The sequence below is a fragment of the Lacrimispora sanguinis genome, from assembly GCF_044987295.1.
Classification (GTDB): domain Bacteria; phylum Bacillota; class Clostridia; order Lachnospirales; family Lachnospiraceae; genus Lacrimispora; species Lacrimispora celerecrescens_B.
The window spans coordinates 3,984,780-4,011,105 of sequence record NZ_CP173277.1 but is presented as its reverse complement, the minus strand read 5'-3'; the positions used below and the strand labels follow the sequence as shown (position 1 = coordinate 4,011,105).

Sequence of the window (26,326 nt, the reverse complement as noted above, 5' to 3'; positions counted from 1 at the left end):
TATTCATAAATACACCTATCTTCTATAGTGGGGATATAACTCCTTATGAGCTATTACCCAGTCATACATTTCTGCTACCATCTGTTCATAACTTGGTACAACAAAGGAAAAATCTTCCCTTGTTTTAACTAATTGTTTATTTACCTTGATTTTGTCACTCGTTAAAATCTCTATTTCACCATTTCCAAAATATTTATTAAATAAACTCAATAAATCGTATTTAGAAATAGATATATTGTTAACCAGATTGTAAAGCCCTGTTAGATTCTCCTGAAATGCCCGCTCCATAGCTTTTGCCAATGTCAAAGTAGTAACACCTGTCCACATTGCACCTGTAAATCCATTAATCGTGCCACGTTGCTTCATGAACCAGTTAAATAGTCCAATTCCATTTTCATTAATGTCAGGCCCTACAATAGAATTTCTAAAAGTAAGGTTTGTATTATCTATAACCTCCCCCAAAGCCTTTGATCGGTCATAGAAAGTCTCTCCATCTTTAAAGCTCTCTTCCGTATAATTACCTGTCTTCCCTGAAAAAACACAATCAGTACTCATGTGTATCAATTTAGCTCTTGTTCCTTTTGACAGTTCAACCAACTGATGGGGTAAGTAGCTATTTAAGTATACTGCTAACGCCTTATTATCTTCCGCACTTTGATTAAGTATACCTATACAGTTGATAATGCCATCAAACTCCCCCTCAGTAATAACCTTTCTTAATAAGACTGTATCAAAAGCATTCCCCACAATGTTTTCACAATGCACAAATGGTGTTGTAGAAAATGCTGTAACACTATGACCACACTCCTTAAAGTACAAAGAAACCGTGTGTCCTGCCATACCAGATGCGCCCAATACCAGTATCTTCATCTATTTTTTCCATGCCTCCAATTCACTTCTTACATAACTCAAAGTTAGCAATATTTCTTTTACCTGCTCAACATTAAGCCTTGTTGTATTGTGAGATGTATATGGCTCAATCGTTTCAACCTCGGCATTTCCCTCTTCAAAAAACTTTTCATAATTTAGATCACGTTTATCAGCTGGTACACGGTAATATTGGCCTTCATCAACACACTTCACTTTTTCTTCTGTTGTCATTAGCGTTTCATAAAGCTTTTCTCCATGCCTAGTGCCGATATTTTTAATTTCAGCGCTTGAATCAAATAATTCAATGATTGCCTGAGCTAAAACACCTATTGTGCAAGCGGGTGCTTTCTGAATAAACAAATCTCCAGAAGTAGCATTTTGGAATGCATAAACCACTAACTCTACTGCCTCTTCTAAACTCATCAGGAAACGAGTCATTTTAGGATCAGTAATCGTCAATGGCTTTTGAGCTTTTATCTGATCAATGAATAATGGAATAACACTACCTCTGGAGCACATTACATTACCATAACGGGTACATGCTATTGTAGTCTTATCAGCCGATACGGTTCTCGCCTTTGCCGTTATAACCTTTTCCATCATCGCTTTGGAGATACCCATAGCGTTTATAGGGTAAGCAGCCTTGTCAGTAGAAAGACAGATTATACGTTTAATTCCCAAATCAATGGCTGAAGTCAATACATTGTCAGTTCCAAGCACATTGGTTTTCACTGCCTCTAAAGGGAAAAATTCACAAGAAGGAACTTGTTTGAGTGCTGCTGCATGAAAAATATAATCCACACCATACATAGCATTTTTCACACTGGCAATATCCCTGACATCGCCAATATGGAATTTAATCCTTTCATTTCTATACAGTTTTCTCATGTCATCCTGTTTCTTTTCGTCACGAGAAAAAATTCTGATTTCGCCGATATCTGTAGATAAAAACCTTTCTAAAACTGCGTTACCAAAAGAACCAGTGCCACCAGTTATCAATAATATGTTATCCTCAAACATCTTTCATATCTCCTATTAACTTTTTATAAAAACATTGTCCAATATGATATTTATTAAAAGGATGATAAATTGCATTTTTCATCTTAACATAATCTTCTTTTTAATAATGAATCAATTAGCTCGTATGAAAAGTATAAATTACTTTGAGGACTTAACGTTTCCTTTATAAATAACTCTCTCATTCCAGATAAAACTCTTGCTTCTAATTCTTCTAATTTCCCCGATTCTTCAGCAAGTTCATAGATATCTTTATCCAAAAATGAATTAAAAATTTTTTCTATTTTTTCTTCTAAACTCAAGACACAACCTTTATTATTTAAAGAACGGAGTTCAATACTTAACTCACGTAGCCTGGCAGACGCTAAATAAGACAGTGCTTCATTATCCAAACGATTCCAATCACTTAAAAGCAATCTATTTTCATTATAAAATAGATTAAACATTTCATGCTCATATCCATAATACTTTCCAATAGAAACATTCATTTCATCGGACTCATAATTAAAATGGTCATATACAGCTTCTTTCATTACAAAAGCCGAGCTTATTTCTGAAGCAATATTTATATTATATAGCCTATCTGCTCCGTAAATATCATTTCTAAATTTATATTTTTGGGCTATGCTCCTTTTATATAAATTAACTTGGTTATTCATTAAGCTACTCTTATTTAAAAAAATCCAATTATCCCGAAAGGCATCTGCATTCTCAAAAAGCATATCCCTTTCAATTTTATTATCAAAATTACTATAATCATATTCGATGATTCTCTGATTATCATCGCACTTATGTGTTAATACCTTTGTCCATATTACATCCGGATAAAAGCATTCTACTATTTCCGCCATATTTTTTAAACTTCCCGGCCTTAATCTGTCATCCGAATTAACTATATAAATATAATTGCCTTTTGCAATTTGAATTCCGTTATTAAGGCTTGCATAAATCCATTGGTTTTTCTGGTGGACTACACGTACACGCCTATCCTCTTTTGCAATTAAATCTGCTATTTCAGGTGTTTTATCTGTGGAGCCATCGTCTATAATAATTAATTCTAAATCTTTATATTCCTGTGATAAAACGCTTTGTACAGCCATCGGAAAGTATCTCTCATTATTATAAACTGGCATTATAATACTAAACATCGGCATGCTGAAATCACTCCCCTTAAATTTAAAAATAAATATTATGGTAGAATAACAAAAGGGAATTTATTACTTCTTTTGTAACCAAATACTTCCCCCATGAATAGGGGCATCTAGCGGCCAACCTTCCAAAAACCTATCCTTATGTCTTTTTTCCATCATATTTTGAAAAAACAAAATTTTATAATTATTATTATTTTGCAAGAATGCTCTTAATAGATATAGTTCATTCCATATCTTTCCACTAAAAATCCATTCCTTGGGATATTCAAATGGGTAAAAAATATCATGCAAGTGTATATAAACACCATGGGCAAGTCTTGGAAATATATCAAAAAATAAATAATTAACGTCTGACCCAACTTTAGACACATGCGTTGAATCAATAAATAAGATATCTCCTTCTTCCAATTCTTCAAATACACTGAGCGAAACATCCTGTAATCCCACTGGCAGTAATTCAATCTCATCATTTGGCTTTAACAATGTTTTTAATAAACTCGGATAGGGTTCAATGAATTTAAATTTAACTTGATTGTTTAAATAAAATTCGTTCGTATCAAGCATAACTGCAGAAGTATATCCTGATCCAACCTCAATGACTCTCTTGGGAGCTAAAATACGTAACATACAGTGCAAACCAATTGTGTCTCCTGGACTTAGATTCGGGTTATTATACCTATAGCGCAGCATACTTGTACCCGCAGATGCTGTGATATCTTCCCATTGAGGTATAGAATTATAGAGAAGACTCATTTTATATAGTATTTCAATCTGGGTCTCTTCATTAAAATCTATATCCCTTATGTCTTTCTCCTTGAAAAATATTAATTCTTCTTTATTTTTTATCTCCTCTAAGTCTGGATATAGGGAATAAAAATGTCCATATGGAAAAAAATTTAATTTATCTGCAGAACACCTCATATTTTCCCAATATACAATCAATTCCACGACATCAGGTGTTAAAACATATATGAAACCTTTTTCCTCTAAACTTGTTGCAATTTCCCAACCCTTATACGGAGAAACTAATATATGGTAGTTGTCTTTATTTTCTATAAGTTGTTCAATACCTACAACTGGAATGTCACAAATAAAACTTCCTTGTTTTTTAATATCATTATCACAGAAACACTTAACTTCTATATTATTATTTTTAAGCATATATAATAAACGCTGTCCTCTTTTTCCCGCTCCAAATATAACCCATATTATTTCTGAGTCTTCATGCTGCGTTTCGCTGAAATATGCATTAAGTATTTTCTTTAGTTCCATATTATCTCCTTTTGCAATCTCATAACTCTCTACACTTTTTATTATTTCATAAACTCACCTCATCTTTACAAATTCTCCGCCATGTATTTCCAAGGGATTTTTATCATAGGATATCCAAACAGACTGAAAGCTTGGGTTCACCACCATCGTCTCATCGGCAGAGACACGAAGCCTGTGTACCGCCTGTATATAAGAGTAGATATCTCCACAAGTTGCATACCATATATCCTCTCGACCTGCAACTCCACGGAAAAATGTTTCAACCTCGTCCCAACGGTTATCTCTTTCTAATTCATATGAATGCCCCCAAATTAGAAATAGCGGGGCTTGTCCTAATCTGGGCAGTTTTTCCAAAAACCGCGGCACATCTTGAGGCATCTCATACATATGGCATGTAGGATGCCACAACAGAAAATCATCGGGTAGTCCGAAACAATGAGTACTGTTTGTCGTTCTTGAATATTTAATTCCACAAGATGAAACCGAGCTATGGATGTCCCCATTTACATCACCATATGGATAAGAAAAACCTTGAAGAACCTCTCCCGTTTTCTCTTCTAGAAAGAGTCTGTCCCTAAGAACTTCCTGTACGATAGCCGAGGAAGGACAGTTAACCAGTCTGGCGTGATTTTCACTATGTAAAGCTAATTCATGAGTTCTGGACAACTGGATAGCTTGACTCTTTGAAAGATATCCTTCCCTATCCAGTCTCCCTGAATTAAGATGAAATGTTGCCTTTAGTGAATGGCGCTCAAACATTTTAGCTAGTCGAACATCCTCGATTCGCCCATCGTCAAAGCTAAATGCCAACGCATGGGTTTTTCCTTCTGGAAACCGATCAAAACGTATCATTCGTAGTTTATCCTCCATATTCACTAAAAAAATGGTTAAACACTTCACGCATGGTGGGATTCAGCCAATGCTTTCCAGTATTGACATCAATTCGATCACGCATTTCTTTATAAGTTGCATCATGGATTTCACCGATGCAACCGAATCCCAAAAAAATATGAGCGTTGAAGCAATGGGTCATCTTACACTCGAAACCGACTGGTTCAAACAAGATCGGTTTCGATAAATCTTCAAATAGATTTTGTGTCACACCTTGTTTATAACATTTTGAGTAATTACCATTTCCCCCGTTCACAAGGAACTCATATTCTCCAGCCCGACAGAACTCTGTCCGCTTTTCGCCCCAATATTTTGCTTTAAAGTCAAATAAGGTGGAATCGAATACTTTCCAGATATCTTTGAACTGGGCAAGAGTGTGTTTTGACAATAACTCTTTTGTGTCATCGGTTCGGGGTATTACCACATGGGGATATGCACCGACCTCTCTCATACAGATTTCCTTGATTTCATCAATATACGGTTCCAACTCGTCGGAAGCACAAAGTTCCACAGTGAAGGAAGCTCCCATCTCACGGATACTCTTTAAATTCCGAAAGAACGTATCCATTAAATTTTTTCTCTTTAGCTCTAAGAAATGAAAGGAGCATTTGAAAAATAGTCTTTCCAGCAGCATCTCATCCATAAGTGCAATTTCCCTAAAACGTTCTGTAAGCGTAGCATTCGTCACAACTGTTATATAATGCCCTTCCATTAGAAGCCCTTGAATCAGCTCCAATATATATGGAGGCAACAGTGTCTCTCCTGAAGCACATAGATTAATAATACTTTTCCCTCCAAGACGATCTACAGATAATGCCTTCACCATATGAGGAATGGGATACCTCAACTCTGTTTCGGAGGTATGTCCTCGCCCTACTTTATCTCCTCGCTGACCTACATAACAGTAATGACAATTCAAATTGCATTCATGGAAGGGGATTCCCAAATCAACATGACATTTAGCTAACATTTATATTACTTCCTTTCAATAGAGATTCCAGTTCCACAAACTCACGAGCATATGAGTTACAATTAAATTGAGGAAAAGACATTGTAAGCAACTCGTCCACCATCGTACCAAATTGCGAAAGTTCTCGGCAGAACCGCAAATATGGTAGTCGCTTGAGCCATTCAAATATACCCTGGACTTTATGATAATGATTGGGCAGGAGAACACACGACGTACCAGTAATCGCCGCAAAAATTGCTCCATGCAGCCTATCAGTTATTACAAGTTCTGCCTCCCTTATTTGTTCCAACTTTTTATCCAGTTCCTCTTCGCTGTCCCAGCACGAATGCCGGACTATCGTATCTCCAAAGGTAATCGTTTCAAATCGTTTAGAAATCTGTGCTCTTAGTTCGTATAAATCTTCTTGGGAAAGGATACTTTCCCTGTCCAAACGAATAAGAAACATTGCTCCTTTACGCTTCTTCGCACTTGCTTTCAAATTAATAGACAGCACAATATCCGGCATCAGCAGGATATGATTATAAGGAAAATAATCTTTCATCTGATCAAAGGAAAATCGCTCCCTTGCACAGAGCGTTAGGTTCGAATGCGAAGCCAACAATCTCTCAGTCTCTTTTATAGATTCCAGATTCTGAAAATAAACAGACTGGGGAAACAGAATCATGCGATTGTCAGGAAAGTTTTCAATTGCGATTCTCCTTGCTCGTTCAGGCCCTAAATATAAATCTCCTAAGTTGCCACCACCTACTAGTAAGATAAGTTCCTTCGGTAATACCGCCGAACGTAATTCATCAATTTGTTCCTCTAACTGTCTTTCACTAATTTCAACAATGTCCATACCCGGTAATGAACGGGCTACAAACTGATGCATTGCATATACGATTGCATGATCCCCAAGGTTGCCGTGTTCCGGAGTTCCAAGAATCCATACCCGTGGGCGGCTGCCTGATGGCGGCAACTGTACAAATGGCTTCCTGAATACGGCTTTCGTTAAATTTTCGGAAAGCCATAACGGTTCTTCACAGTGGATACTTGTGATATCATATCTACTGTCTAAATAAGTTGCGTAACCACCGTAAACAAACACTTTTTCCACACTCCGAACGAGTTGTAACACTCGATCCTCCTCCGTTTTCTCTCCAGCATCTATGTCCCCGTAATAATCATTCCGAACCAACATTCCAAAAAATCGTGGAGGAATCCACCGCTCCCGTTGCATGAGCTCATATGCTTCTTCCCCTGAAAGATACAGATTTTCATCTGTAAAATATGGCCTATTTAAAGAGCCATCCGGCAACATCCGTATCGCTCCACAGAATGCAATGCCTGCTCCACTCTCCGCTGTAGCTTGTACAAATTGGGGAAATTCAAATTTATCAAATGAACCCTGGGGCGAGAGGAAAGCCGTATATTCTCCATAATGCCCTACTTCCATTCTAATCATATTTCACCACAGCCAATTCCGGAAAATGCTTGATGGCCAATGCATCCAGCACTTCCTCATAATAGATGACCTCTGTATCATATTTTTTTAATTCTTCCTCTACATCTCGATTCCCATTTAGAAGAAGGATGATTGTATCATCCTTTGAAAGGGAAACGTAATCGGGTACTTCAAGGGGGATTCCTAGCAACTGATCTCCCTCCTCGGCTTTTTGGTCCCATATAAAAGAAGGTATGATATAGCATTGCAGAAAGGTAGGAAGTATCTGCTTCGCCACATTTCCTGCTCCATAGGCAATCAACCGCCCTTGGGTATTAGAGATTGCATCCAACGTCCCTTTCTCTTCCGGCACATACCCCAACAAATAATTACTTACAGCTCGATATGTAATACGAAACCCTGTACGTTCAGCAGAAGATACAGCCAATGGATCGGACAGTAATCCTGTATGATTTACTGTGGTGACAAATGCTTTCTCATTTTCCTCTTGCAAATGTATCCCTCTTCTAGTCTGGATTAACCGCCGTGCTACCAAGTCAAAAAAAGCGAGATCAGCCAGTTTGCAATAATATTCCAGTTTTATATCAGAAATCACATTGTTTTTCAAGGTAGCCTGAATCAACCTTCTTTTTGCTTCCGCATAATAATAAATCTTCTCCACCGTCGTCTGAGAAGTTGTAATGGATCCAGTACGTGCAATACTCTTATACAACGGTCGATCTATATGATAAATAACTTTACCCGCTGCCAAGAGTGGCAACCAGATTTGCGGCTCCTGTGTTGTACAGATGTTTGTGATAAAATGTTCCACCATGTTCACTTCTTTTATCACAGAAGAACGAATCATCATTACACAAACACTAGGCATGATTTTACCCAAAATCCATTCAGGGATTAAAGCTTCTGTATTCTGTAATAAACCTTTTTCCTCCCTTACTTTTTCCAAAAGGGGAAAACCAAGATTCCAGCGATTCCTCATATCATCGCACACAGCACAGTCAACTTCTGGAAATCGTTCCAACGCCTCCACCAAAGCCGATACATATTCAAGATGTAACAGATCATCACAATCGGGAAAACACACATATTCTCCTGTTACTCGAATTAGTCCGTTTTTGATAGCTGACGCCACCCCTTGATTTTCCTGATCTATCAAAACAATCTCAAAACCTCTGGCTAAGAATTTCGGCATACACTGTTCAATAACCTTTCGAGTGCCATCCGAACTGCCATCATTGATAAGAATCACTTCGAGATGATTCCACTTCTGTGCTAGTACAGATTTCAGCATATCGCCGATATAATGTTCTTTATTATAACATGGAATGACCATGCTGACCTTTCCTAGCATAACATCGAAACCTCCTATGGACAAATAACACTTCATTCAATATTTCTGTCAGAAAAAAATTTCATCAATATCTAAAATTTCACTCAAATCCAAATCGGCAATTTTACTTTTGGAAACACCCTTATTAATTAAATCCTTATATATATCTTCATGCGCAGAATATGTATATGCAGCTATAATTATGTAATCATATTCTAATTGATTAAAATCACATTCTAAATTATTTTTATCTAGCCACCCTACGATCTTATAGTCTTTGCTATCCTTTAACATTTGCATTACTGCTTTCCCTGCTCGTCCAGCACCATATATTATAATACGTGACCCCTTTTTAACTTGAGGATAATAGTAAAAATACTCTTTCTCACCATTCATTAGCTGATGCGGAGATGCCAATATAACGAAAAATACTATTAACAAACGTAATTGATTTTCCAACTTTAGCTTATTGGAGTAATTATTAAATCTCTGATATAAATATTGATATAATTTTTTAATACTTATAAGGTCCGCATCATTGGTTTGTCCCATAATCGAATTATTTCTTATCCTATAGTGATAAAAGCAGCGGTCTATAACAGCTATCTTATTGGCATCTAATATACACGGATATACACAGGCTGCATCTTCTCCAACACTAATATCATCGATAATTAATAGTTCATTTTTTAGCAATAATTCTCTTTCAAATAATTTATTATAAATGTGCATAGAAACATTGCTTCTAAAAAATTTTCCCTCATCTATTAAATTACTTTTAATAACCTTTTCTAATTTATCTCCTGAATAAACTCCGGGTTTTATCGTTTCTACATCATTAATGAAATGTCTCCCATATTCCCGTATCAGTCCAGAAGTTACAATATCGGCCTCTGATTCAATCATTTTCTCAACCATAACTTCATACATATTCAAATCTATCCAATCATCTGAATCCACAAAAGTTGCTATATCACCTGTTGCAACAGAAATTCCTGATTTTCTAGCACCAACCAATCCCTTATTGTTCTGATGAATTACTCTTATTCGATTATCCATACTTACATATTCATCACATATAGAAGGAGAATCGTCAGTTGAACCATCATTAACAAGAATTATTTCCAAATTCCTATATGTTTGATTAATAATAGAATTTAAACACTCCCTTAAATACTCTTCTACATTATAAATGGGGATAATGACACTGATTAATGGATTTTCCTTATATCTCATATTTTATACATGATTAATAATTATAATCATACTTTCCTTCCATAGTTATCTTGCAACAGTTGTTTTCCCTGTCTACCGCATGAAAGCTCGGCACTTTCTCCAATAAAACCTGCTATCTTATGTTGCCTGAATATTATTTGATTCACCTCAGAATGGGACTATCCGGAATCAGTGCAATAGAACAGTCATCCCCAATAGGCATTATCGTAAACTGCCACTCTTGTGCAAACTCGTCCACAGCTTGCTTTACACCATGGAGAGAAGGATAATAATAATCATGCAAAAGAATCACACCACCCGTCTCTAATCGCGGAGCAAAGAATCTCAATGCTGCTAACATCGGGGCATATAAATCCATGTCCAAATTAACGAAAGCAAAACGTTCGTTTTCCAACCCAGAAAAAGTTTCAGGAACATACCCTTTTTTAACGATGACTTTTTCCCTATGTGGACAACGCAGCAATGCAATCTCGGCATTACTATGTGCTTTCCATGGATTAGATTCATCTTTATACCATGCCAGGCTTTCAGGATGCACTTCCAGTTTCACATCACGTTCATCAAACCCATCAAAAGTATCAAATAGATACAGTATCTTCTCTGGAAAACACTCGTTCATGTGACCACCAAAATGTCCACGATACACACCGCACTCGGCTATCGCCCCATTTACTCCACTTTCCAAAAGTATATTTGCCAATTTTTGTAAAAAATTTATTCTGCGATCCCCCGGGTAATGTATACAGTCAGACAATACTATTTTTGACATTGAGATATTCATGTGATATAGTTGTGTCAATATGTCGGTTATCATATTACATCCGCCTGTTATCATATCATTGATTGCGATTACAACTCTATCATAATCCTCTTGCAGAAGGGCTTCTGGTTTCATTATAGGATACTCCAATATTCGTTCTCCCCACTTTCGAGGATTGTTATCGACAAAAGCAACAATCTGCGTATCATCTTTACATTCCATTAGATATTTTTCGCCCATTTCCCCTGCTCCAAATATAATTTCCTTCATAAGTGTAACCTACTTTCACTTCATAGTTATTTTAGGAACTACTAAGATATTATAATTACCCAAAAAGCTCCTGTTTCATATTTGTCCTATTTCCCCATAAACCTCTCAATCACTCCCACAACTCTCTCACTGGCACGTCCGTCTTCCAGTACCTCGTTCTCCTTCGAAAAATCATCAACTCTTTTTTTATACTCATCAGCATCAAAACTTGCTATATTCTTAACCAATTCATTATTATCTCTGGCCACCGAAAACGGTAAGGAGTACATATCCCACATCAGCTGTCCCCGTTCTCTTACATACTCCTCCAGATCATCAGCATAAATGAAAACCGGCATATACATATTGATAACATCAAACACCGAACTGGAATAGTCCGTTATTAGTACATCTGATGCCGCAGCCAATTCATTCATATCATCGGCTTGGCTTACATCTATCATATTTGCAATTGCATTTTTTAAAGGAAACTGCTCAAGCTGTGCAGCCAACTGCGGATGCAGCCGCAGGAATACAAACCATGTACCACCAAATTTCTGTTCCATCACATTTATCATTCGGGCAAAATCGAGAGTAGGTTCTTCTACAAATACCTGCCGATTTCCTTTTTGGCTCCCCCCCCTAAAGGTAGGAGCAAATAGGGCAATCCTAGCATCCTGTGGAATCTCATACCGTTTACGTAGCTCTCTATATACCTCTTCCCGCCTTGTAAGGAATATATCACAGCGAGGAGAACCTGTCTTTATGATTCTTCCGGTATAGATAAGTTGATCCGGAATCAGTTTTGTACACCACTCTGAATTGGATATTACATAATCCGCAAGTTTTGAATCATGCTCACTAACCAAATATGCCATCTTAGGAAACAGATTTCCTCTAAATAAGCCTAAAGGTTTAAATCCGATTGCCGCATGCCAGACTTGTATGTATAACTGACTTTTTCTTTTTCTTGTACCATACGCTTTTCTACTATTGTCTACCCATACCTTTGCTGTTGCTAAATGATATGCTCTATTCCAAAATGTATTTTTTATTTTTCTGATTCCTTGAGGAAATTGCTTTTCTATATCATTTACCAGCCATACTAGTTCAAAGTTCTCATCTTTTCTTAGCAATGCTTCCGCAACATAGCGTGGATTACAGCAATATCCTCCATCCCCCTCAAAAGTAGTAAAGACAATCTTTTTCTTACATACTGGGAATATCCATAATAAATGATAAGCAAAACTTGTTAAAAAAGCCTTTCTTTTCCTCTTATTTATATACTTCTCTTCCGTCATCTCTTATCTCGCTTCCCAAATCAGGTCGATTGTTAATAATTCCAGCCAAACCCATATCGCATAATCGCCCGATTTCTTTCCTACTGTAACTATCCAATATTTATCTCTATCCCTTTATCATGCAAAGAAGCAAGCGTACCTTCTCTATCTAAAAGGTACCATGCCGGATGAACACTATAACCTCATCTTCTCGTCTCCATGAATTTTTCCACAACTCCTGCCATAGCAACGGATTCCTCTTCTGTGAACTTATAGGATTTTCTCTCTCCATTGTGAATCAACGACACGAATTCACTTAATTCATAGCGAAGACCGTCTCCTAAAAATCTGGCAGTATACTGTTCCTTCTTGTAAGGATCTTCGAAACGAACTTCAAAGGATTTTGTCAGCCACCAAGGTGACTCTGCGAGAATATATCCTTTGGTTCCTGCAATTATCAACTGCCCCTCTGATTTTACAGCAACACCGGTTTTAGACAATGCCAGCCCTCTCTCAAAAGAAAAGGAGGCTTTTGTATATAAATCAATACCAAACTCATTCTTTATACTGTCAAAACTCACACTTTTATATTGCGTTCCTAACAGTTTGAAAATAGGAAGCATCGTATGGTTTCCATATTCTAAAAAACCGCCGCCGTAATTTGGGTCCTTACTTTCCCTGGAATCCGTATCCGCAATTCTGGTAAAACATGCTTCCACATCCACAATGTTCCCGATAATCCCACTTCTCGCTACTCCAAGCAGCTGACTAAACCCGGGACAATACGCTGTTTTAATAGCCTCCAGAAGCAAACAGTCGTTTGTTTTTGCCGTTGCAAACAGTTCCTGCGCCTGTACCTTAGATAAGGCCATGGGCTTTTCACACAATACATGCTTTCCCTGTCTTAAAGCTGCTTTTGCATATTCATAATGTGTCTGATGCAAAGAGGCAATATATACTGCATCTAACGGATTTAAAAATTCCTCAAAGCTCTCCCAATTTGCCTGAACCTCGAAACGCTTAGCAAACCGTTCCGCACTTTCCCTGCGAGGATTGAAAACGCTGACCGCTTCAATACCGCTGACAAACTTCGCTTCAGGTATAAATCGCGCTGCAATACGTCCGGTTCCCACGATTCCCATTTTTATAATGGGATACTTTTGTTTTCTTATTAAGGTACTGGATATTTCCTTTGTTCTTTCCAGATACACTACTTCACAAAAATCTTTCAGATAATCAAATTCACCTGTCCAATCTGAGCCAATGGCGAATGTATCCACACCGTATTTATGAATATCCTCCACTTTTTGCCCCACGTGGTCTTCCACTATGATTTTATCTGCAAATCCAGTTTTTTTCACATTCTCAATCCGATCTATAATGGAATCAACTACGTTTAATTTTCCCCGGGATTCATCATATTGTTCAGTGGTTACTCCCACAATCAAATAATCTCCCAAAGCCTTCGCTCTCTTAAGCAGCTTGTAGTGTCCTTCATGAAATAAGTCAAAAGAACCATATGTAATTACCTTTTTCATTTTATCGCCCTGTTCCCTCCTCTAACCGCTTTGTCCAGTACCTTCCAATATCTGCAACTAGCCTGAGCACACTGTCCTGTAACTCTTCAGGAAAACACTTCAATGCCCCAAAGGTCTCAAAGCTCAGTACACCACGGAATCCTATTTCTTTCAGTCCGTATAGGAAACCGTTCCAATCAGTACTCACTTCACCAGCCAATTCTTTCGTGAAAGTAAACGGCAATTGATGCAAGTCACGGATTCCATCATTATCGTGAATGTGAAGCGCCTGTATTCGGTTCCCCAAGGTAAGGATCGTCTCCTTCATATTTTTACCCAGAATATTGGCATGGCCTGTATCAAAACAAAAAGCAAAACACTCTTCCCCTGCTATTTGATTCAGTTTGTCCAAATATTCAGCCGCTTGATAAGGATCTGCGCACACACCTTCGCAGATTCTTCCGCCGAAACCATCATACAAATTTTCCAGGCAAATTTTTACACCATATTTCTTACATGAAGGAATCAGGCTTTGAAAAAAGGCCATATTTTTCTTATATTCTTCCATTCTTCCCAAAGGATAAGATAATTTAAAAGGATGTACGACCAGATATGGCGCATGAAGTGCAGCACAGACAAGAATACTTTTCTCCACTACCATATGTAAATATTCCTTGTCTTCTTCTCTGCCATACACATACAGAGGATATGGAGCATGCGCCTGAGAAAACTCCAATCCCTCTCTTTTTGCCATTCGGTAGTATTCATCAAAATGTGCAGATAGCATTTCTTCTGGCTGATCGAAGAAATGATTTATTTTCCCCTGATAAATAAGGTTATTAGGCAAAAAACGGTCAAGATTAAAATCGATACAGTCAAAACCGGCGACCCTTATCCTGTGAAAATCTTTTTCTTCCGCTTTATCCCCGAATAGAAGCCGGGACTGTATTCCTATCTTCAACATAGATTCTCCCTTTGAATGCTTTTTTCCACATTTAAATCGGTTTGCCGTTCATTCTCATTATTTCTTCTGTCAATTCGTAATGATTGATCCCCATATCATTTAATTGTTTAGCTATTTCTTCATAATATGCATTGCATAAAATTACAATCCTCTCATCTTCTGGAACCTCCAATATAGTTTCCGGATTACAAATAGGAATCCCCAGCTTTTCAGTTCCCCAAAGGCTAGCATTATTATCTACAGCAAAAACAGGAGGATGTTTTTTTCCATTTTCCCCCATGTATACATCAAACATTCTGCCTGCTCCAAACAATATCTTTTTTTTAGAACCCATCTGATCTAATAGTTGATTAAAACATATGACATAGGAAAAATTAGCTCCTATTCTGTAAAGGAATTGAAGCAGCGAATCTTGCAGTACTCCCGGAAAACTTGTAAAACTTCGGTGAGTTTCAAAGCTAAGCACACCCTCAAAACTTATCTCTCTAAGTCCTAATAAAAAGCCACTCCAATCTGTAGAACAAAGCCCGGTTCTGGCATCAGAAAAGCTATACGGTAATTGGTGAGAATCCGTGACTCCATCATTATCGTGAATATGCAGTACTTTTAAATGAGAGCCAAGTTCCCTCACTTCTTCTCTAAGATTTTTCCCAAGCACATTGGCATGTCCTACGTCAAAACAAGCCCCAAACCGTTCTTCTCCAGCTTTCTTATTCAATATATCAATATATTCCACTGTCTTCCGAGCCTCCGAGCAAGCACCTTCCCATACCCTTCCAGCTCTTCGATAAGGCATATTTTCAATGCATATCATTACATCATGCCGTCTGGCTTCTTCTGCCAGTGATTCAAAATATTCCAGATTTATTTTTTTCTCATCCGCACTCCCCAGTACAAATGCCAGTTCTAACGGATGCATTACCAAATAGGGGCTTCCGAGAAGGTTGCATATGGCAATACTTTTCTTCATTTCCTCCAGAATATATTCCATCTTATCTTGTCTGTTTAGATCATACTTGAATATAGGCGCATGAACTTGTGAAAATCTTAGCCCATACCTTTCCGCGCATTCCCGATGTTTTTTAAAATAGTTAATATCCAATTTCTCAGTGCTGTCTTCAGGACTTACAATATTGTAATCCACGCAAGTGATTCCGGCCTGCTTAATTTTCTTATATCCTTCTTCTATTACACTTTCTCTGATAATCCCTCTGGACTGTACGCCAATTTCCAACATGTTTTTTCCTTTATTTGAATTTTATCCAAAAATTTCACCAACTCCAGCAAAAACTTCCTGTTCTTCCTTGGACATCAAAGGATAAATCTGTTTTTCCAACGCTGGAAAGGGAACTTTTTCTGCTACTTTTAATAAAAAAGTCTTATTCTTAAAAGAAGAAAGGTCATATAACTTTGACAAAAAGCCAAAGGTAGCACCAGCAGTCTCTTCTTCACCCGGTTCCTGTTTCAAAAGCAACAGCATGTCCAGTAATACAGGGAAGAGATACGGATTCATTCTAAGAGCCAGGACTCCATATCGGATCACATCAGACGGAGTACCGTATGCTTTACAGATTCCAAAAAGTATCTGATATATTTCAGCGAGATTCCCCACCATTGCTACCTTGCCATCACCTTTTTTCTGATCAAGCAGATTCAAAGCCTGTTCCAGATAATACCTAGCCTTTTGCATCTCTCCCCGCTGATAAAACCACAATCCTGTCCAATATTCTAGATCAGGGGTGGAACCTGCGTAATCCTTTGCCTCCTGATAAATGGATACGATATCTTCTTCCTGTCCAGAATTCTTTCTATATTTTATCTTAATCAGCTTTGTAATGTCTTCCCTCTTTCTATTTTTGTCAATAGAAGACGCTTCCCGCTCTATGGCCCTTAAACAAGCCTCTTCCGCTTCATCAAGCCGATTGGCTGCATAAAAAGAATCTGCCAGATAGGACCATGTATCACCGTTTGAAAGATTTTCTTCTAATTCTCGTTTCAAAAGAGTAATATTCCGATCTATCTTCCCTGTCTCTTCATAGACAGATTCAGCATAGCCGGTATGGTAAATTGTTAGTTCTTCTGATGCATCAAGAGTTGTTAATTTTATATCAGCAGACAGGGATAACCTTTCATGTACCCTGTTTTTAAAGCGAAGTTCCGGAATGTTCCTGAAAATCCGGCATTGAGAAAACAGGTTAATTACTCCTCCCGAATCATCGAGGTTAGCCATTGTACAATTTATTGCAACGGCCCGTAAGGTGGGGGAAAGAGTTTTATCCAGTCTTTTTAATAGGGGCAGGAGATTTTTCGTCTCTTCGTCAGAAAAATATTCATCCGCATCCAGAAATGCAATCCAGTTTCCTTTCGCCTGCTCCAAGGCAAAATTCTTGGCTGCAGAAAAGTCATCATTCCAAGCATAATGAAAAACCTTTGCTCCCATCTCTTTTGCAATCTCAACAGTATTGTCGGAAGAGCCGGTGTCCACAACGATTTGCTCAAATACAATACCTTTTCCCCAGCTCAAAGCGCGGCGAATATTCTTCTCCTCATTTTTAACAATCATACATTGGGAAAGCCGAGTCACAATCTTCATACTAAAACTCCTCCTGATTTATGATAAAATTCCCCCGGAAGAATGTTCTTCCGAGGGAAGTATTGTTAATACTTAATAATTGGTGATTATTTTAATAACTGTAATACTCCCTGAGGAAGCTGATTTGCCTGAGCAAGCATAGCCTGAGATGCCTGAACAAGAATGTTGTTCTTTGTATATGCCATCATTTCCTTAGCCATGTCAACGTCACGGATACGGCTTTCAGCAGCTGTCATGTTCTCCTGAGCTACACCAAGGTTGTTGATAGTGTGCTCCAGACGGTTCTGGATTGCGCCAAGGTTACCACGTGTAGTAGATACGGTTTCAATTGCAGATTTAACAGCTGTAACAGCAGCTTTTGCTTTGGTCTGATCTGAGATATCAACGTTATTAATTCCAAGACCTGTAGTATTCATTGCAGTACCAATTTTCACGTTGATCTGGCCAGTAGCTCCTACATCATCACTGATCTGAAGATCATAGTCAGCAGAGCCATCCAACAGCTTCTGTCCGTTAAAATTAGTCTCTGTAGCGATTCTGTCAATTTCTGAACTTAAAGCCTTAACTTCTGCCTGAAGATTGGCACGGTCTTTCGTATCATAAATTCCGTTAGCAGACTGGCTAGCCAGCTCAACCATACGGTTTAACATGGAATGAACTTCTGTTAAAGCACCTTCAGCGGTCTGAACCAGAGAGATACCGTCATTAGCATTCTTCTGAGCAACTTCAAGACCTGTGATCTGTGCTCTCATCTTCTCAGAAATAGCCAGACCTGCAGCGTCATCACCTGCGCGGTTAACTCTGTAACCAGAAGATAATTTCTCAAGGTTCTTGCCTACTGATGTATTGTTGGTTCCTAACTGTCTGTGAGAGTTTAATGCTGCGATATTGTGCTGAATTCTCATATTAAATTTCCTCCTTGAATGTGTTTTCAGGGAATTCCTTTTCCCTGTTTAGTGTGTTTTCCTGTATTAGGAAGTAAAAATACTGCTGTGGAATCTTGCGGGGTACCGACCGCAGGAGTGATTCCTGATATTTGATACATGTATCTTCTGGAAGCGTACGAAACATAAAATTCAGATGAATTTAAGTATATGTTCTTTATAACTTCCTTTCACATACTTTATCGTACTAATGAGAATAAAAGATAAGTCTTTTTTTAATTTTTTTATTATATTTCTATTTTTCATTGAATACTATAGCTTTCCAGTGTTACTTCAGTGTTGTGATGGGCTATTGCCAGTAGTCTTCATTGCCATAATAAAGAAAGTCCAAAAAAACACCTCTTACCTCAAAGCAAAATAAAAAGCGCCATCTTTTCGACAATTATATGCTGTAATAGGTTTACTACCGTCCACAATTAACTGCCCCTGTGTCTTACTATTAGAGTATAGTTAACTTCTTTCTTTTTAGGCCCTTGTATTCACAAACTGCCCAATCCCATTCCTGGGCATATGTTTAGGAATCGCCGTCTCCGCCATCTTAAGTAATCCCTCCGCTGCAACTTCCTGAGAGTCCATAGCTTTCTTTGCAACGCTGATTCCTGCACTCTGTTGTACTCTTGCAAGACTCATCTCCATGCTCATTGCACCAATATCCATTCCTTTCACTCTCCTTTCAAAGAATGACCTTTTGGTAATTCCTGGTCTACTTTCTTCTTATTATATCGGCAATGTTCCTCTCTTAGATAACAAACTACGAATTTTCTTTACAACAATCCAAAGTAAACCAAAATTCCACGCCACCCTTCACATTCCGAACTCCACATGACTTATTGTGGGAATCCATAATAGCCTTTACAATGGAAAGGCCAATACCGCTCCCCCCATAACCCCTGGTATGTGCCTTATCCACTTTAAAAAACTTGGTCCAAATATTTGGCAAGTCCTCATCCGGTATATTCTGACCAGTGTTAAATACGGTTACAAGGGCTTCCCCTCCATTCTTCTCTGCCGTAAATACGATCTTACGCTCTCCTTCCAAATGGTTCAACGCATTATTTAAGTAGTTTGTAATGACTTCTTCTATTTTAAATTCATCAGCAGATACATAAATCGGACCGCAATCCTCTAGTTTTACCTCTGCCCCTTTCTGTTGGATCAGAATCCCTGCCGAATTAATAACGCCACGTATCAGTTCTGTCAGATCAAAGCGTTCCAACTGAATGCTGTCATTGCCAAATTCAATGGCAGTAAGATTAAGGAGCTGGCGAACCATGGTATTCATTTTACCTGCCTCATCCATGATGACCCCACAGTAATAATCTCTGCTGTCCGGATCCTCCGCCATTCCCTCCGTAAGGCCCTCTGCATATCCTTGGATGAGTGCAATGGGTGTCTTTAATTCGTGGGATACATTGGCGATAAAATCCTTTCGCATTTCATCAATTTTTATCTTTTCATCAATATCATTCTGCAGCTTTTCATTGGCAGCCCGCAACTGCCCGATGGTATCCTTTAAGGTGTTGGACAGTTGGTTCATACTGTTTCCAAGTACTCCGATTTCATCTTCCTCTTTTCCGGTGTATTTGGCATCAAAGTCCAGCGCCGACATCTTTTCAGACAAGTTGGCAAGCTGTAGGATAGGAGAAGTAATTCTTTTTGTTGTAAAATATATAACTATGCTTCCTATGAGCAGAGCTACCACCCCTACATAAGCTAGAAATCGGTTCGCCAGATCCACACTTTCCGTAATACTGGCAAGAGGGACGGATATGAGGAAAATAGTTTTATTATCAGAAAAATACCCCCAGCTTTCCAAATAATTAGAATCCGAACGCCTGTCATATGTCTTCTGCACAATGTAATTGTCGTGTTTTTTTAAAATATTGGCTTCCGGTACGTTCTTTCCGAATATATACGCCTCGACCCTGTTCTTCAAAAACAGCTGATCCCCGTTTGTGAACATGAGGGCTTCATCTGTGCTGCTGTCGATTAACACCACCATCAGATTATATTTTTCTCCCATGGTACGGAACAGCTTCTGAGCCGGACCTTCATTTTTAAAATCCGGGTCATAGGAATCCTTGTAATAATCAATGATCCCTTTCCCGCTCTCATTCGCCTGTGCTACTAACTTATCGATCTGCGTATAGGCTCTCTCCAGAGTATGAACTTTATCGCTGGTGTAAAAGCTCTCCAGAAAACAGTTATTTACAAACCATGTAGAAATTAGGACCAAGGCCATCAAACATACAAAAATTATAGCAAAACGCGCCCTGATGGATTGCTTCATGTATTCACCTCTAATGGTATCCTTTCCTTATACTTCGAATTTATATCCCATTCCCCATATGGTCTTTATATAATCTCCCTTATCTCCCATCTTGTTTCTCAACTTTTTCACATGGGTATCTATGGTCCGGGCATCTCCGAAGTAATCATAGTTCCAGACATTGTTTAGTATCTTTTCCCTGGATAGAGCAATTCCCTGATTTTCCAGAAAATAAGCCAAAAGCTCAAACTCCTTGTAGCTTAGATCAATGTCTTTACCGTCAATGGTGACCTGATGGGCCGCTTTGTCAATGCAGATTCCCCCTATTTCTACTGCATCTGCAGGAACGGCATTGCTGCGTCTTAATATGGCCTCCACACGGGCTACCAGAATCTTAGGGCTGAAGGGTTTTGAAATGTATTCATCTACTCCCAGATCAAAGCCCTGGAGCTCGTCACGTTCTTCACTTCTGGCAGTCAGCATGATGATGGGAACCTGAGAATATTTACGAATTGTTTTGCAGGTCTCCCACCCATCCATTTTAGGCATCATCACGTCTAGAATAATAAGCACAATATCCTTTTGCTCAAAAAAGACATCCACTGCTTCTTCACCGTTGGAAGCCTCGACCACTGAAAAACCTTTTACACTCAAAAAATCCTTTACCAGTTTTCTCATTCTTGTTTCATCATCCACTACTAATATCTTTAACTGTTCCATATATAACCTCCTGAAATCAGATCCTTTAATTCACAAGTATTTATTAGTGTTATTGTATCAAATGAAAAAGCGAATTTCTACATTTTCACAGAGATTTCACACGATTCGAAAAGAAATAGCTGATCACCAGATTATTCCCCTGACCTTGAAATGATATTCCGATTCAGGAAAGCAAAAGGCAGATGCACTGAAATGAGTGCATCTGCCTTATCATAAATAAAAAACTATCTTAATTCTGTTGTAGGAATGGTATCCATATCATCAAATGCCTGGTTTTCTCCACCCATTGCCCAGATGAAGGTATAGTTGCTGGTACCTGCACCGGAATGGATGCTCCAGGATGGGCTGATTACAGCCTGCTCATTCTGCATAACAATGTGTCTTGTCTCATTGCCTTCGCCCATCATATGGAATACTACATTGTTCTCCGGAATTTCGAAATACATGTAAATCTCCATACGTCTTTCATGGGTATGAGAAGGCATGGTGTTCCAAACGCTGCCCGGATCCAGAACAGTCATACCCATAGACAGCTGGCAGGTCTCCAGTACGTCCGGATGAATAAACTGATTGATCACACGCTTGTTGGATGTTTCCATAGCGCCCAAAGGCTTCTTAGCTGCCTTTTCAATAGGAATAAAGGTGGTCTTGCAAGCCTTATGAGCCGGAGCACTCACCATGTAGAATTTAGCAGGATTGGATCCATCCTCGCTGGAGAAAGTCACTTCCTTTGTTCCCTTGGTAATATATAAGCAGTCCTTATATCCCATCTTAAATTCTTCCCCATCAGCAACGATCTTTCCAGCACCACCAATGTTGAAGATACCAACCTCACGTCTCTCAAGGAAATAGCTTGTACCGAAATTTTTCCAAATATCAATACCCTTGTCAATGGAAACTGTCTCTGTTGTTGGCATACAGCCTAAAGTTACCATACGGTCTACGTGAGAATATACTGCAACTACCTCATTGGCAACGTATAAATTTTCAATTAAAAACTCATTTCTGGTTTCTTCTGTTGTGTAACGTTTGAAATCTTTCTGGTTTGCTGAATAGCGGATATCCATTTATAAAAAACCTCCTTATATAATTAATTTAGAAATAACTGACCAGCTTCATCGTATCATAAGGAGATTTTTAATTCAATATCTTCTTGGATAAATCGTCAAAAAGAACATAAAATCCTGTTTATAGCCTAAAAAATGAACGATAGTTAGTAAAATTATTTTCGGAAATATTTGTAACTATATCAAGTGTGCCACACTCAACTAGACGCATTTCGGCAGCAGCAAATACAGGTTGACGGATTTACGAACCTTATCCACCTGACTGATGATGGTTGGAAGCCTGTAAATAAATCAATTATAATTTCCGTACCGGCCTAATATACTTCCAGAACTGCTCCGGATTATGATAAAAGTAAATCATTCTACCAGGTGAAGTATCAAAGCAATAACCTGTGCCTTCAAAATCAAATGTTGCCATTACCTTTTCAATCTTTTCCTCTACACTACGATTTTCCTGTTCATAATCGAATGGCCCATGTTCAAAAACTATATACTCGGCTTCGGGAACATCAATCATAAGCATTTGTGGTGGTACTTCGCCTTCATAATCAAAAGGTAGGCGTACACCATAACACTCTGTACGTGGAATTCTCCAATCACAGAGTCTGCCGTCCGGGTCATTAATGTATGCCATGATCTGACCGCTGCCGCTGTTCGATTCGCTCCCACCATCGTCATCCAATTTGCCCTTGATACTATCGAGTAAACCGCAGATTGTTTCGCAATCCTGTCCCGGAATAAGACTTTGCTTCTGCCAAAAATCCCAATACCCATTACTCTCATAGTTTTTAATGTGCAAAAATTTGTGTGCGGGTATGGTTACAAAATAAATTTTAACATCATCTGTAGATTTCATCATGCCAATCTCTCCAAATCCCAAAAAGTAGCGGTCGAAAGGGTTAATTTTTGTACGAAGAACGACAGGTTTAGGCCTTTTTCGGTATTCACTTGGAGTTACGCCATATGTTCCCTTGAAAGCTCTGGTAAAAGCTTCATGTGATGAAAAACCATAATCAAAAGCAATATCCAAAATACTTTTTTCACTATCCCGAACCTCTTTTAGTGCAAAGGCTAATTTTCTATGCCTCAGATAATCCCTAAATTGCATACCCGATATTTCTTTGAATTTTCTCGTTGTATAAAATTCAGAATAACCCAATCTGCGAGAAAGAAAGCGTAGTGTCAAGGCTTCATCATTGTAATTTTTAATACATTTGTCAATTTCATCAACAACTATTTGAATTTGCTTCTGCCACTCGTACATTCGTCTGCTCACCTCGTTTCAACCACCCTATAGTCATTATAGAGTAATGGAACCTGCATTGCTTGATTTTACTTGCTGAAAACTCCGAAAAAAATTATATTCGTACTGTAACCCAAAGTCGAATCTAAAACCACCTATTTTATTATACTATATTTTTATACTTTTTGTTTCTAAAGCTTTAACTGTACTATTCAAGATTACATTTTCTAATATGAAAATTGAAGAATTTACACAAAACAAGTTATCCCGAAGTTTTTGCGTATTCTTTCATTACATAAAGCATTTGGCTAAACTTCGAGATAACTTTATTAAATAATTAAATGGGAGATTGCCATTCTATTATGCTAAGCAATCTGGTAAACAGACCATATGATTCCTCCAGTATTAGCACCTCCCAGATTGAGATTTAAGGTTAAACCGCTTGATACATAAAACAAACCAATAACATCACCACTGTTCAATGCTGCATCGCAAGCCAGAGTAACCGTTCCATTACCCAATATGGCCCTTAACGTCAGGAGAGTCACGTTAATGTTTAAAACCGGGAATAGCCCGCTCACGATCGTAGTAGTTGTAGGTGATGTCCTTGAAACTGCAAAGGACGGATTAACCGTGTTACCTATAGAACCCGTTATCGATGCCGTTGTGGAGTAGTTAATAGTTGCCTTTATAGAATATCTTCCTGTCGTAGATACCGTAAAGTTTCCTGTTGTAGCATTAAAATTTGCATTTCCATAATAAGGAGCGGTTGTTGTCCAGTTTGCTATTTGTGTATCCGTTGATACTGACAGGGAAGACACGAACGCGGAAAAGCCATTTGTAGCAAAGTTCGGGCCGGTTGGTCCGGTAGCTCCTTGTGGGCCTGTTGGGCCGGTGACTCCTTGTGGGCCTGTTGGGCCGGTTATCCCTTGCGGGCCGGTTGGGCCGGTGGCTCCTTGCGGGCCTGTTGGACCGGTGGCTCCTTGTGGACCTGTCGGACCGGTGACTCCTTGCGGGCCTGTTGGACCGGTGGCTCCTTGTGGACCTGTTGGGCCTGTGATTCCCTGTGGGCCTGTTGGACCCGTTATTCCTTGTGGACCCGTTGGTCCTGTATCCCCCTGTGGACCCGTCGGACCCGTTATTCCTTGCAGGCCGGTTGGCCCTGTGACTCCTTGCGGGCCTGTTGGACCGGTGGCTCCTTGTGGACCTATTGGGCCTGTGAATCCTTGCGGACCGGTTGGACCCGTTATACCTTGTGGACCCGTTGGGCCTGTATCTCCTTGCGGGCCTGTTGGACCGGCGATTCCTTGCGGACCGGTTGGTCCTGTGATTCCCTGTGGGCCTGTTGGACCCGTTATCCCTTGTAGACCCGTTGGGCCTGTATCTCCTTGCGGGCCGGTAGGACCGGTTTCCCCCTGTGGACCGGTTGGTCCTGTGACTCCTTGTGGGCCAGTTGGACCGGTTATCCCTTGCGGGCCTGTTGGACCGGTATCTCCTTGCGGGCCAGTTGGACCAATATCTCCTTGTGGGCCTGTAATTCCCTGTGGACCCGTTGGGCCTATATCCCCTTGCGGGCCGGTTGGTCCTGTGACTCCTTGTGGGCCGGTTGGACCGGTTATCCCTTGCGGGCCGGTTGGACCGGTATCTCCTTGCGGGCCGGTTGGGCCAATATCTCCTTGTGGGCCCGTAATTCCCTGTGGACCCGTTGGACCTGTATCCCCTTGCGGGCCGGTTGGACCGGTTTCCCCCTGTGGACCTGTTGGTCCTGTGACTCCTTGCAGACCTGTCGGACCGGTATCTCCCTGTGGGCCCGTTGGACCTGTGACTCCTTGTGGGCCTGTTGGGCCGGTGGCTCCTTGTGGGCCTGTTGGACCTACCTCTCCCTGTGGACCTGTTGGACCGGTATCCCCCTGTGAACCTGTTGGGCCGGTTTCCCCCTGTGGACCCGTTGGACCTGTGACTCCTTGTGGGCCGGTTGGACCGGTAACTCCTTGCGGACCTGTTGGTCCTATGATACCCTGTGGACCGGTTGGTCCCGTTATTCCTTGTGGACCCGTTGGACCGGTGTCTCCTTGCGGGCCGGTTGGACCGGTATCCCCCTGTGAACCCGTTGGGCCGGTTTCCCCCTGTGGACCCGTTGGACCGGTGACCCCTTGTGGGCCGGTTGGTCCCGTTATTCCTTGTGGACCCGTTGGACCGGTGTCTCCTTGCGGGCCGGTTGGACCGGTATCCCCCTGTGGACCTGTTGGACCGGTGACCCCTTGTGGGCCTGTTGGACCCGTTATTCCTTGTGGACCCGTTGGCCCTGTGTCTCCTTGTGGGCCGGTTGGACCGGTATCCCCCTGTGGACCTGTTGGTCCTGTGAATCCTTGCAGGCCTGTTGGACCGGTATCCCCCTGTGGACCCGTTGGACCGGTGACTCCCTGTGGGCCTGTTGGCCCGATGGCTCCTTGCGGGCCTGTTGGTCCTGTGATTCCTTGCGAACCGGTTGGGCCTGTGTCCCCCTGCAGGCCTGTTGGACCGGTATCTCCCTGTGGAC

Annotated in this window: 22 protein-coding genes; all 22 read right to left on the bottom strand. The window is 39.9% G+C overall.

Annotation, left to right across the window (positions count from 1 at the left end; genetic code table 11):
- Nucleotides 1-15 precede the first annotated feature (15 nt).
- Nucleotides 16-870 (bottom strand): SDR family oxidoreductase, encoded by an 855-nt coding sequence (locus ACHZES_RS18530; protein WP_395549013.1) that lies wholly within the window; start codon nucleotides 868-870, stop codon nucleotides 16-18.
- The gene (locus tag ACHZES_RS18525) at nucleotides 871-1,890 is read right to left on the bottom strand and encodes a polysaccharide biosynthesis protein (RefSeq protein ID WP_395549014.1); all 1,020 of its coding nucleotides are present in this window, start codon (nucleotides 1,888-1,890) and stop codon (nucleotides 871-873) included.
- 83 nt (nucleotides 1,891-1,973) lie between these two features.
- Complete coding sequence (locus ACHZES_RS18520; RefSeq protein WP_404820258.1) at nucleotides 1,974-3,041, bottom strand: glycosyltransferase family 2 protein; 1,068 nt, start codon at nucleotides 3,039-3,041, stop codon at nucleotides 1,974-1,976.
- Nucleotides 3,042-3,104: 63 nt separating this feature from the next.
- Nucleotides 3,105-4,310 carry a hypothetical protein gene (locus tag ACHZES_RS18515; RefSeq protein WP_404820257.1) on the bottom strand — a complete coding sequence of 402 codons (1,206 nt, stop codon included), beginning with the start codon at nucleotides 4,308-4,310 and terminating at the stop codon, nucleotides 3,105-3,107.
- A gap of 54 nt (nucleotides 4,311-4,364) precedes the next feature.
- Complete coding sequence (locus ACHZES_RS18510) at nucleotides 4,365-5,162, bottom strand: polysaccharide deacetylase family protein (RefSeq protein ID WP_395549017.1); 798 nt, start codon at nucleotides 5,160-5,162, stop codon at nucleotides 4,365-4,367.
- 7 nt (nucleotides 5,163-5,169) lie between these two features.
- Nucleotides 5,170-6,171 (bottom strand): radical SAM protein, encoded by a 1,002-nt coding sequence (locus tag ACHZES_RS18505; protein WP_395549018.1) that lies wholly within the window; start codon nucleotides 6,169-6,171, stop codon nucleotides 5,170-5,172.
- A complete protein-coding gene (locus ACHZES_RS18500) occupies nucleotides 6,161-7,615 on the bottom strand; it encodes a polysaccharide pyruvyl transferase family protein (protein WP_395549019.1) in 1,455 nt (484 codons plus the stop codon). Before ACHZES_RS18500 ends, ACHZES_RS18505 begins: the two co-directional genes overlap by 11 nt.
- Nucleotides 7,608-8,966, bottom strand: coding sequence for a glycosyltransferase family 2 protein (locus ACHZES_RS18495; protein WP_395549020.1), 1,359 nt, complete (start codon nucleotides 8,964-8,966; stop codon nucleotides 7,608-7,610). Before ACHZES_RS18495 ends, ACHZES_RS18500 begins: the two co-directional genes overlap by 8 nt.
- A gap of 48 nt (nucleotides 8,967-9,014) precedes the next feature.
- The gene (locus tag ACHZES_RS18490; RefSeq protein WP_395549021.1) at nucleotides 9,015-10,181 is read right to left on the bottom strand and encodes a glycosyltransferase; all 1,167 of its coding nucleotides are present in this window, start codon (nucleotides 10,179-10,181) and stop codon (nucleotides 9,015-9,017) included.
- Nucleotides 10,182-10,323: 142 nt separating this feature from the next.
- Nucleotides 10,324-11,211: a TylF/MycF/NovP-related O-methyltransferase gene (locus ACHZES_RS18485; RefSeq protein ID WP_395549022.1), complete on the bottom strand. Its 888-nt coding sequence runs from the start codon at nucleotides 11,209-11,211 to the stop codon at nucleotides 10,324-10,326.
- An 86-nt stretch (nucleotides 11,212-11,297) separates the two neighbouring features.
- Complete coding sequence (locus ACHZES_RS18480) at nucleotides 11,298-12,491, bottom strand: CDP-glycerol glycerophosphotransferase family protein (RefSeq protein ID WP_395549023.1); 1,194 nt, start codon at nucleotides 12,489-12,491, stop codon at nucleotides 11,298-11,300.
- 182 nt (nucleotides 12,492-12,673) lie between these two features.
- Entirely contained in the window at nucleotides 12,674-14,008 is a 1,335-nt protein-coding gene (locus tag ACHZES_RS18475) for a Gfo/Idh/MocA family oxidoreductase (protein ID WP_395549024.1), read from the bottom strand.
- A 1-nt stretch (nucleotide 14,009) separates the two neighbouring features.
- Nucleotides 14,010-14,951: a sugar phosphate isomerase/epimerase family protein gene (locus ACHZES_RS18470; protein WP_395549025.1), complete on the bottom strand. Its 942-nt coding sequence runs from the start codon at nucleotides 14,949-14,951 to the stop codon at nucleotides 14,010-14,012.
- A gap of 31 nt (nucleotides 14,952-14,982) precedes the next feature.
- Nucleotides 14,983-16,188 carry a sugar phosphate isomerase/epimerase family protein gene (locus ACHZES_RS18465; RefSeq protein ID WP_395549026.1) on the bottom strand — a complete coding sequence of 402 codons (1,206 nt, stop codon included), beginning with the start codon at nucleotides 16,186-16,188 and terminating at the stop codon, nucleotides 14,983-14,985.
- A 21-nt stretch (nucleotides 16,189-16,209) separates the two neighbouring features.
- A complete protein-coding gene (locus ACHZES_RS18460; RefSeq protein WP_154525449.1) occupies nucleotides 16,210-17,544 on the bottom strand; it encodes a glycosyltransferase family 2 protein in 1,335 nt (444 codons plus the stop codon).
- An 86-nt stretch (nucleotides 17,545-17,630) separates the two neighbouring features.
- Entirely contained in the window at nucleotides 17,631-18,449 is an 819-nt protein-coding gene (locus ACHZES_RS18455) for a flagellin (RefSeq protein WP_395549027.1), read from the bottom strand.
- A 504-nt stretch (nucleotides 18,450-18,953) separates the two neighbouring features.
- The gene (locus ACHZES_RS18450; protein WP_395549028.1) at nucleotides 18,954-19,145 is read right to left on the bottom strand and encodes a YjfB family protein; all 192 of its coding nucleotides are present in this window, start codon (nucleotides 19,143-19,145) and stop codon (nucleotides 18,954-18,956) included.
- A 94-nt stretch (nucleotides 19,146-19,239) separates the two neighbouring features.
- On the bottom strand, nucleotides 19,240-20,778 hold the full coding sequence (locus ACHZES_RS18445) for a sensor histidine kinase (RefSeq protein WP_395549029.1): 1,539 nt from the start codon (nucleotides 20,776-20,778) through the stop codon (nucleotides 19,240-19,242).
- 27 nt (nucleotides 20,779-20,805) lie between these two features.
- Nucleotides 20,806-21,477, bottom strand: a complete 672-nt coding sequence (locus ACHZES_RS18440; RefSeq protein WP_038283801.1) for a response regulator transcription factor — start codon at nucleotides 21,475-21,477, stop codon at nucleotides 20,806-20,808.
- A 224-nt stretch (nucleotides 21,478-21,701) separates the two neighbouring features.
- A complete protein-coding gene (gene kduI / locus ACHZES_RS18435; RefSeq protein ID WP_038283800.1) occupies nucleotides 21,702-22,544 on the bottom strand; it encodes a 5-dehydro-4-deoxy-D-glucuronate isomerase in 843 nt (280 codons plus the stop codon).
- A gap of 295 nt (nucleotides 22,545-22,839) precedes the next feature.
- The gene (locus tag ACHZES_RS18430; protein ID WP_038283799.1) at nucleotides 22,840-23,808 is read right to left on the bottom strand and encodes a helix-turn-helix transcriptional regulator; all 969 of its coding nucleotides are present in this window, start codon (nucleotides 23,806-23,808) and stop codon (nucleotides 22,840-22,842) included.
- A gap of 344 nt (nucleotides 23,809-24,152) precedes the next feature.
- On the bottom strand, nucleotides 24,153-26,261 hold the full coding sequence (locus ACHZES_RS18425) for a collagen-like protein (protein WP_404820395.1): 2,109 nt from the start codon (nucleotides 26,259-26,261) through the stop codon (nucleotides 24,153-24,155).
- Between the last annotated feature and the right edge of the window lie 65 nt (nucleotides 26,262-26,326).

Coding starts and splice junctions, on each gene's coding strand:
- ACHZES_RS18465 (WP_395549026.1), bottom strand. CDS start 16,188: ATGTTGGAAATTGGCGTACAGTCCAGAGGGATTATCAGAGAAAGTGTA.
- ACHZES_RS18445 (WP_395549029.1), bottom strand. CDS start 20,778: ATGAAGCAATCCATCAGGGCGCGTTTTGCTATAATTTTTGTATGTTTG.
- ACHZES_RS18440 (WP_038283801.1), bottom strand. CDS start 21,477: ATGGAACAGTTAAAGATATTAGTAGTGGATGATGAAACAAGAATGAGA.
- ACHZES_RS18460 (WP_154525449.1), bottom strand. CDS start 17,544: ATGAAGATTGTGACTCGGCTTTCCCAATGTATGATTGTTAAAAATGAG.
- ACHZES_RS18500 (WP_395549019.1), bottom strand. CDS start 7,615: ATGATTAGAATGGAAGTAGGGCATTATGGAGAATATACGGCTTTCCTC.
- ACHZES_RS18525 (WP_395549014.1), bottom strand. CDS start 1,890: ATGTTTGAGGATAACATATTATTGATAACTGGTGGCACTGGTTCTTTT.
- ACHZES_RS18495 (WP_395549020.1), bottom strand. CDS start 8,966: ATGCTAGGAAAGGTCAGCATGGTCATTCCATGTTATAATAAAGAACAT.
- ACHZES_RS18485 (WP_395549022.1), bottom strand. CDS start 11,211: ATGAAGGAAATTATATTTGGAGCAGGGGAAATGGGCGAAAAATATCTA.
- ACHZES_RS18515 (WP_404820257.1), bottom strand. CDS start 4,310: ATGGAACTAAAGAAAATACTTAATGCATATTTCAGCGAAACGCAGCAT.
- ACHZES_RS18490 (WP_395549021.1), bottom strand. CDS start 10,181: ATGAGATATAAGGAAAATCCATTAATCAGTGTCATTATCCCCATTTAT.
- ACHZES_RS18475 (WP_395549024.1), bottom strand. CDS start 14,008: ATGAAAAAGGTAATTACATATGGTTCTTTTGACTTATTTCATGAAGGA.
- ACHZES_RS18470 (WP_395549025.1), bottom strand. CDS start 14,951: ATGTTGAAGATAGGAATACAGTCCCGGCTTCTATTCGGGGATAAAGCG.
- ACHZES_RS18480 (WP_395549023.1), bottom strand. CDS start 12,491: ATGACGGAAGAGAAGTATATAAATAAGAGGAAAAGAAAGGCTTTTTTA.
- ACHZES_RS18530 (WP_395549013.1), bottom strand. CDS start 870: ATGAAGATACTGGTATTGGGCGCATCTGGTATGGCAGGACACACGGTT.
- ACHZES_RS18430 (WP_038283799.1), bottom strand. CDS start 23,808: ATGTACGAGTGGCAGAAGCAAATTCAAATAGTTGTTGATGAAATTGAC.
- kduI (WP_038283800.1), bottom strand. CDS start 22,544: ATGGATATCCGCTATTCAGCAAACCAGAAAGATTTCAAACGTTACACA.
- ACHZES_RS18455 (WP_395549027.1), bottom strand. CDS start 18,449: ATGAGAATTCAGCACAATATCGCAGCATTAAACTCTCACAGACAGTTA.
- ACHZES_RS18505 (WP_395549018.1), bottom strand. CDS start 6,171: ATGTTAGCTAAATGTCATGTTGATTTGGGAATCCCCTTCCATGAATGC.
- ACHZES_RS18510 (WP_395549017.1), bottom strand. CDS start 5,162: ATGATACGTTTTGATCGGTTTCCAGAAGGAAAAACCCATGCGTTGGCA.
- ACHZES_RS18520 (WP_404820258.1), bottom strand. CDS start 3,041: ATGCCGATGTTTAGTATTATAATGCCAGTTTATAATAATGAGAGATAC.
- ACHZES_RS18450 (WP_395549028.1), bottom strand. CDS start 19,145: ATGGATATTGGTGCAATGAGCATGGAGATGAGTCTTGCAAGAGTACAA.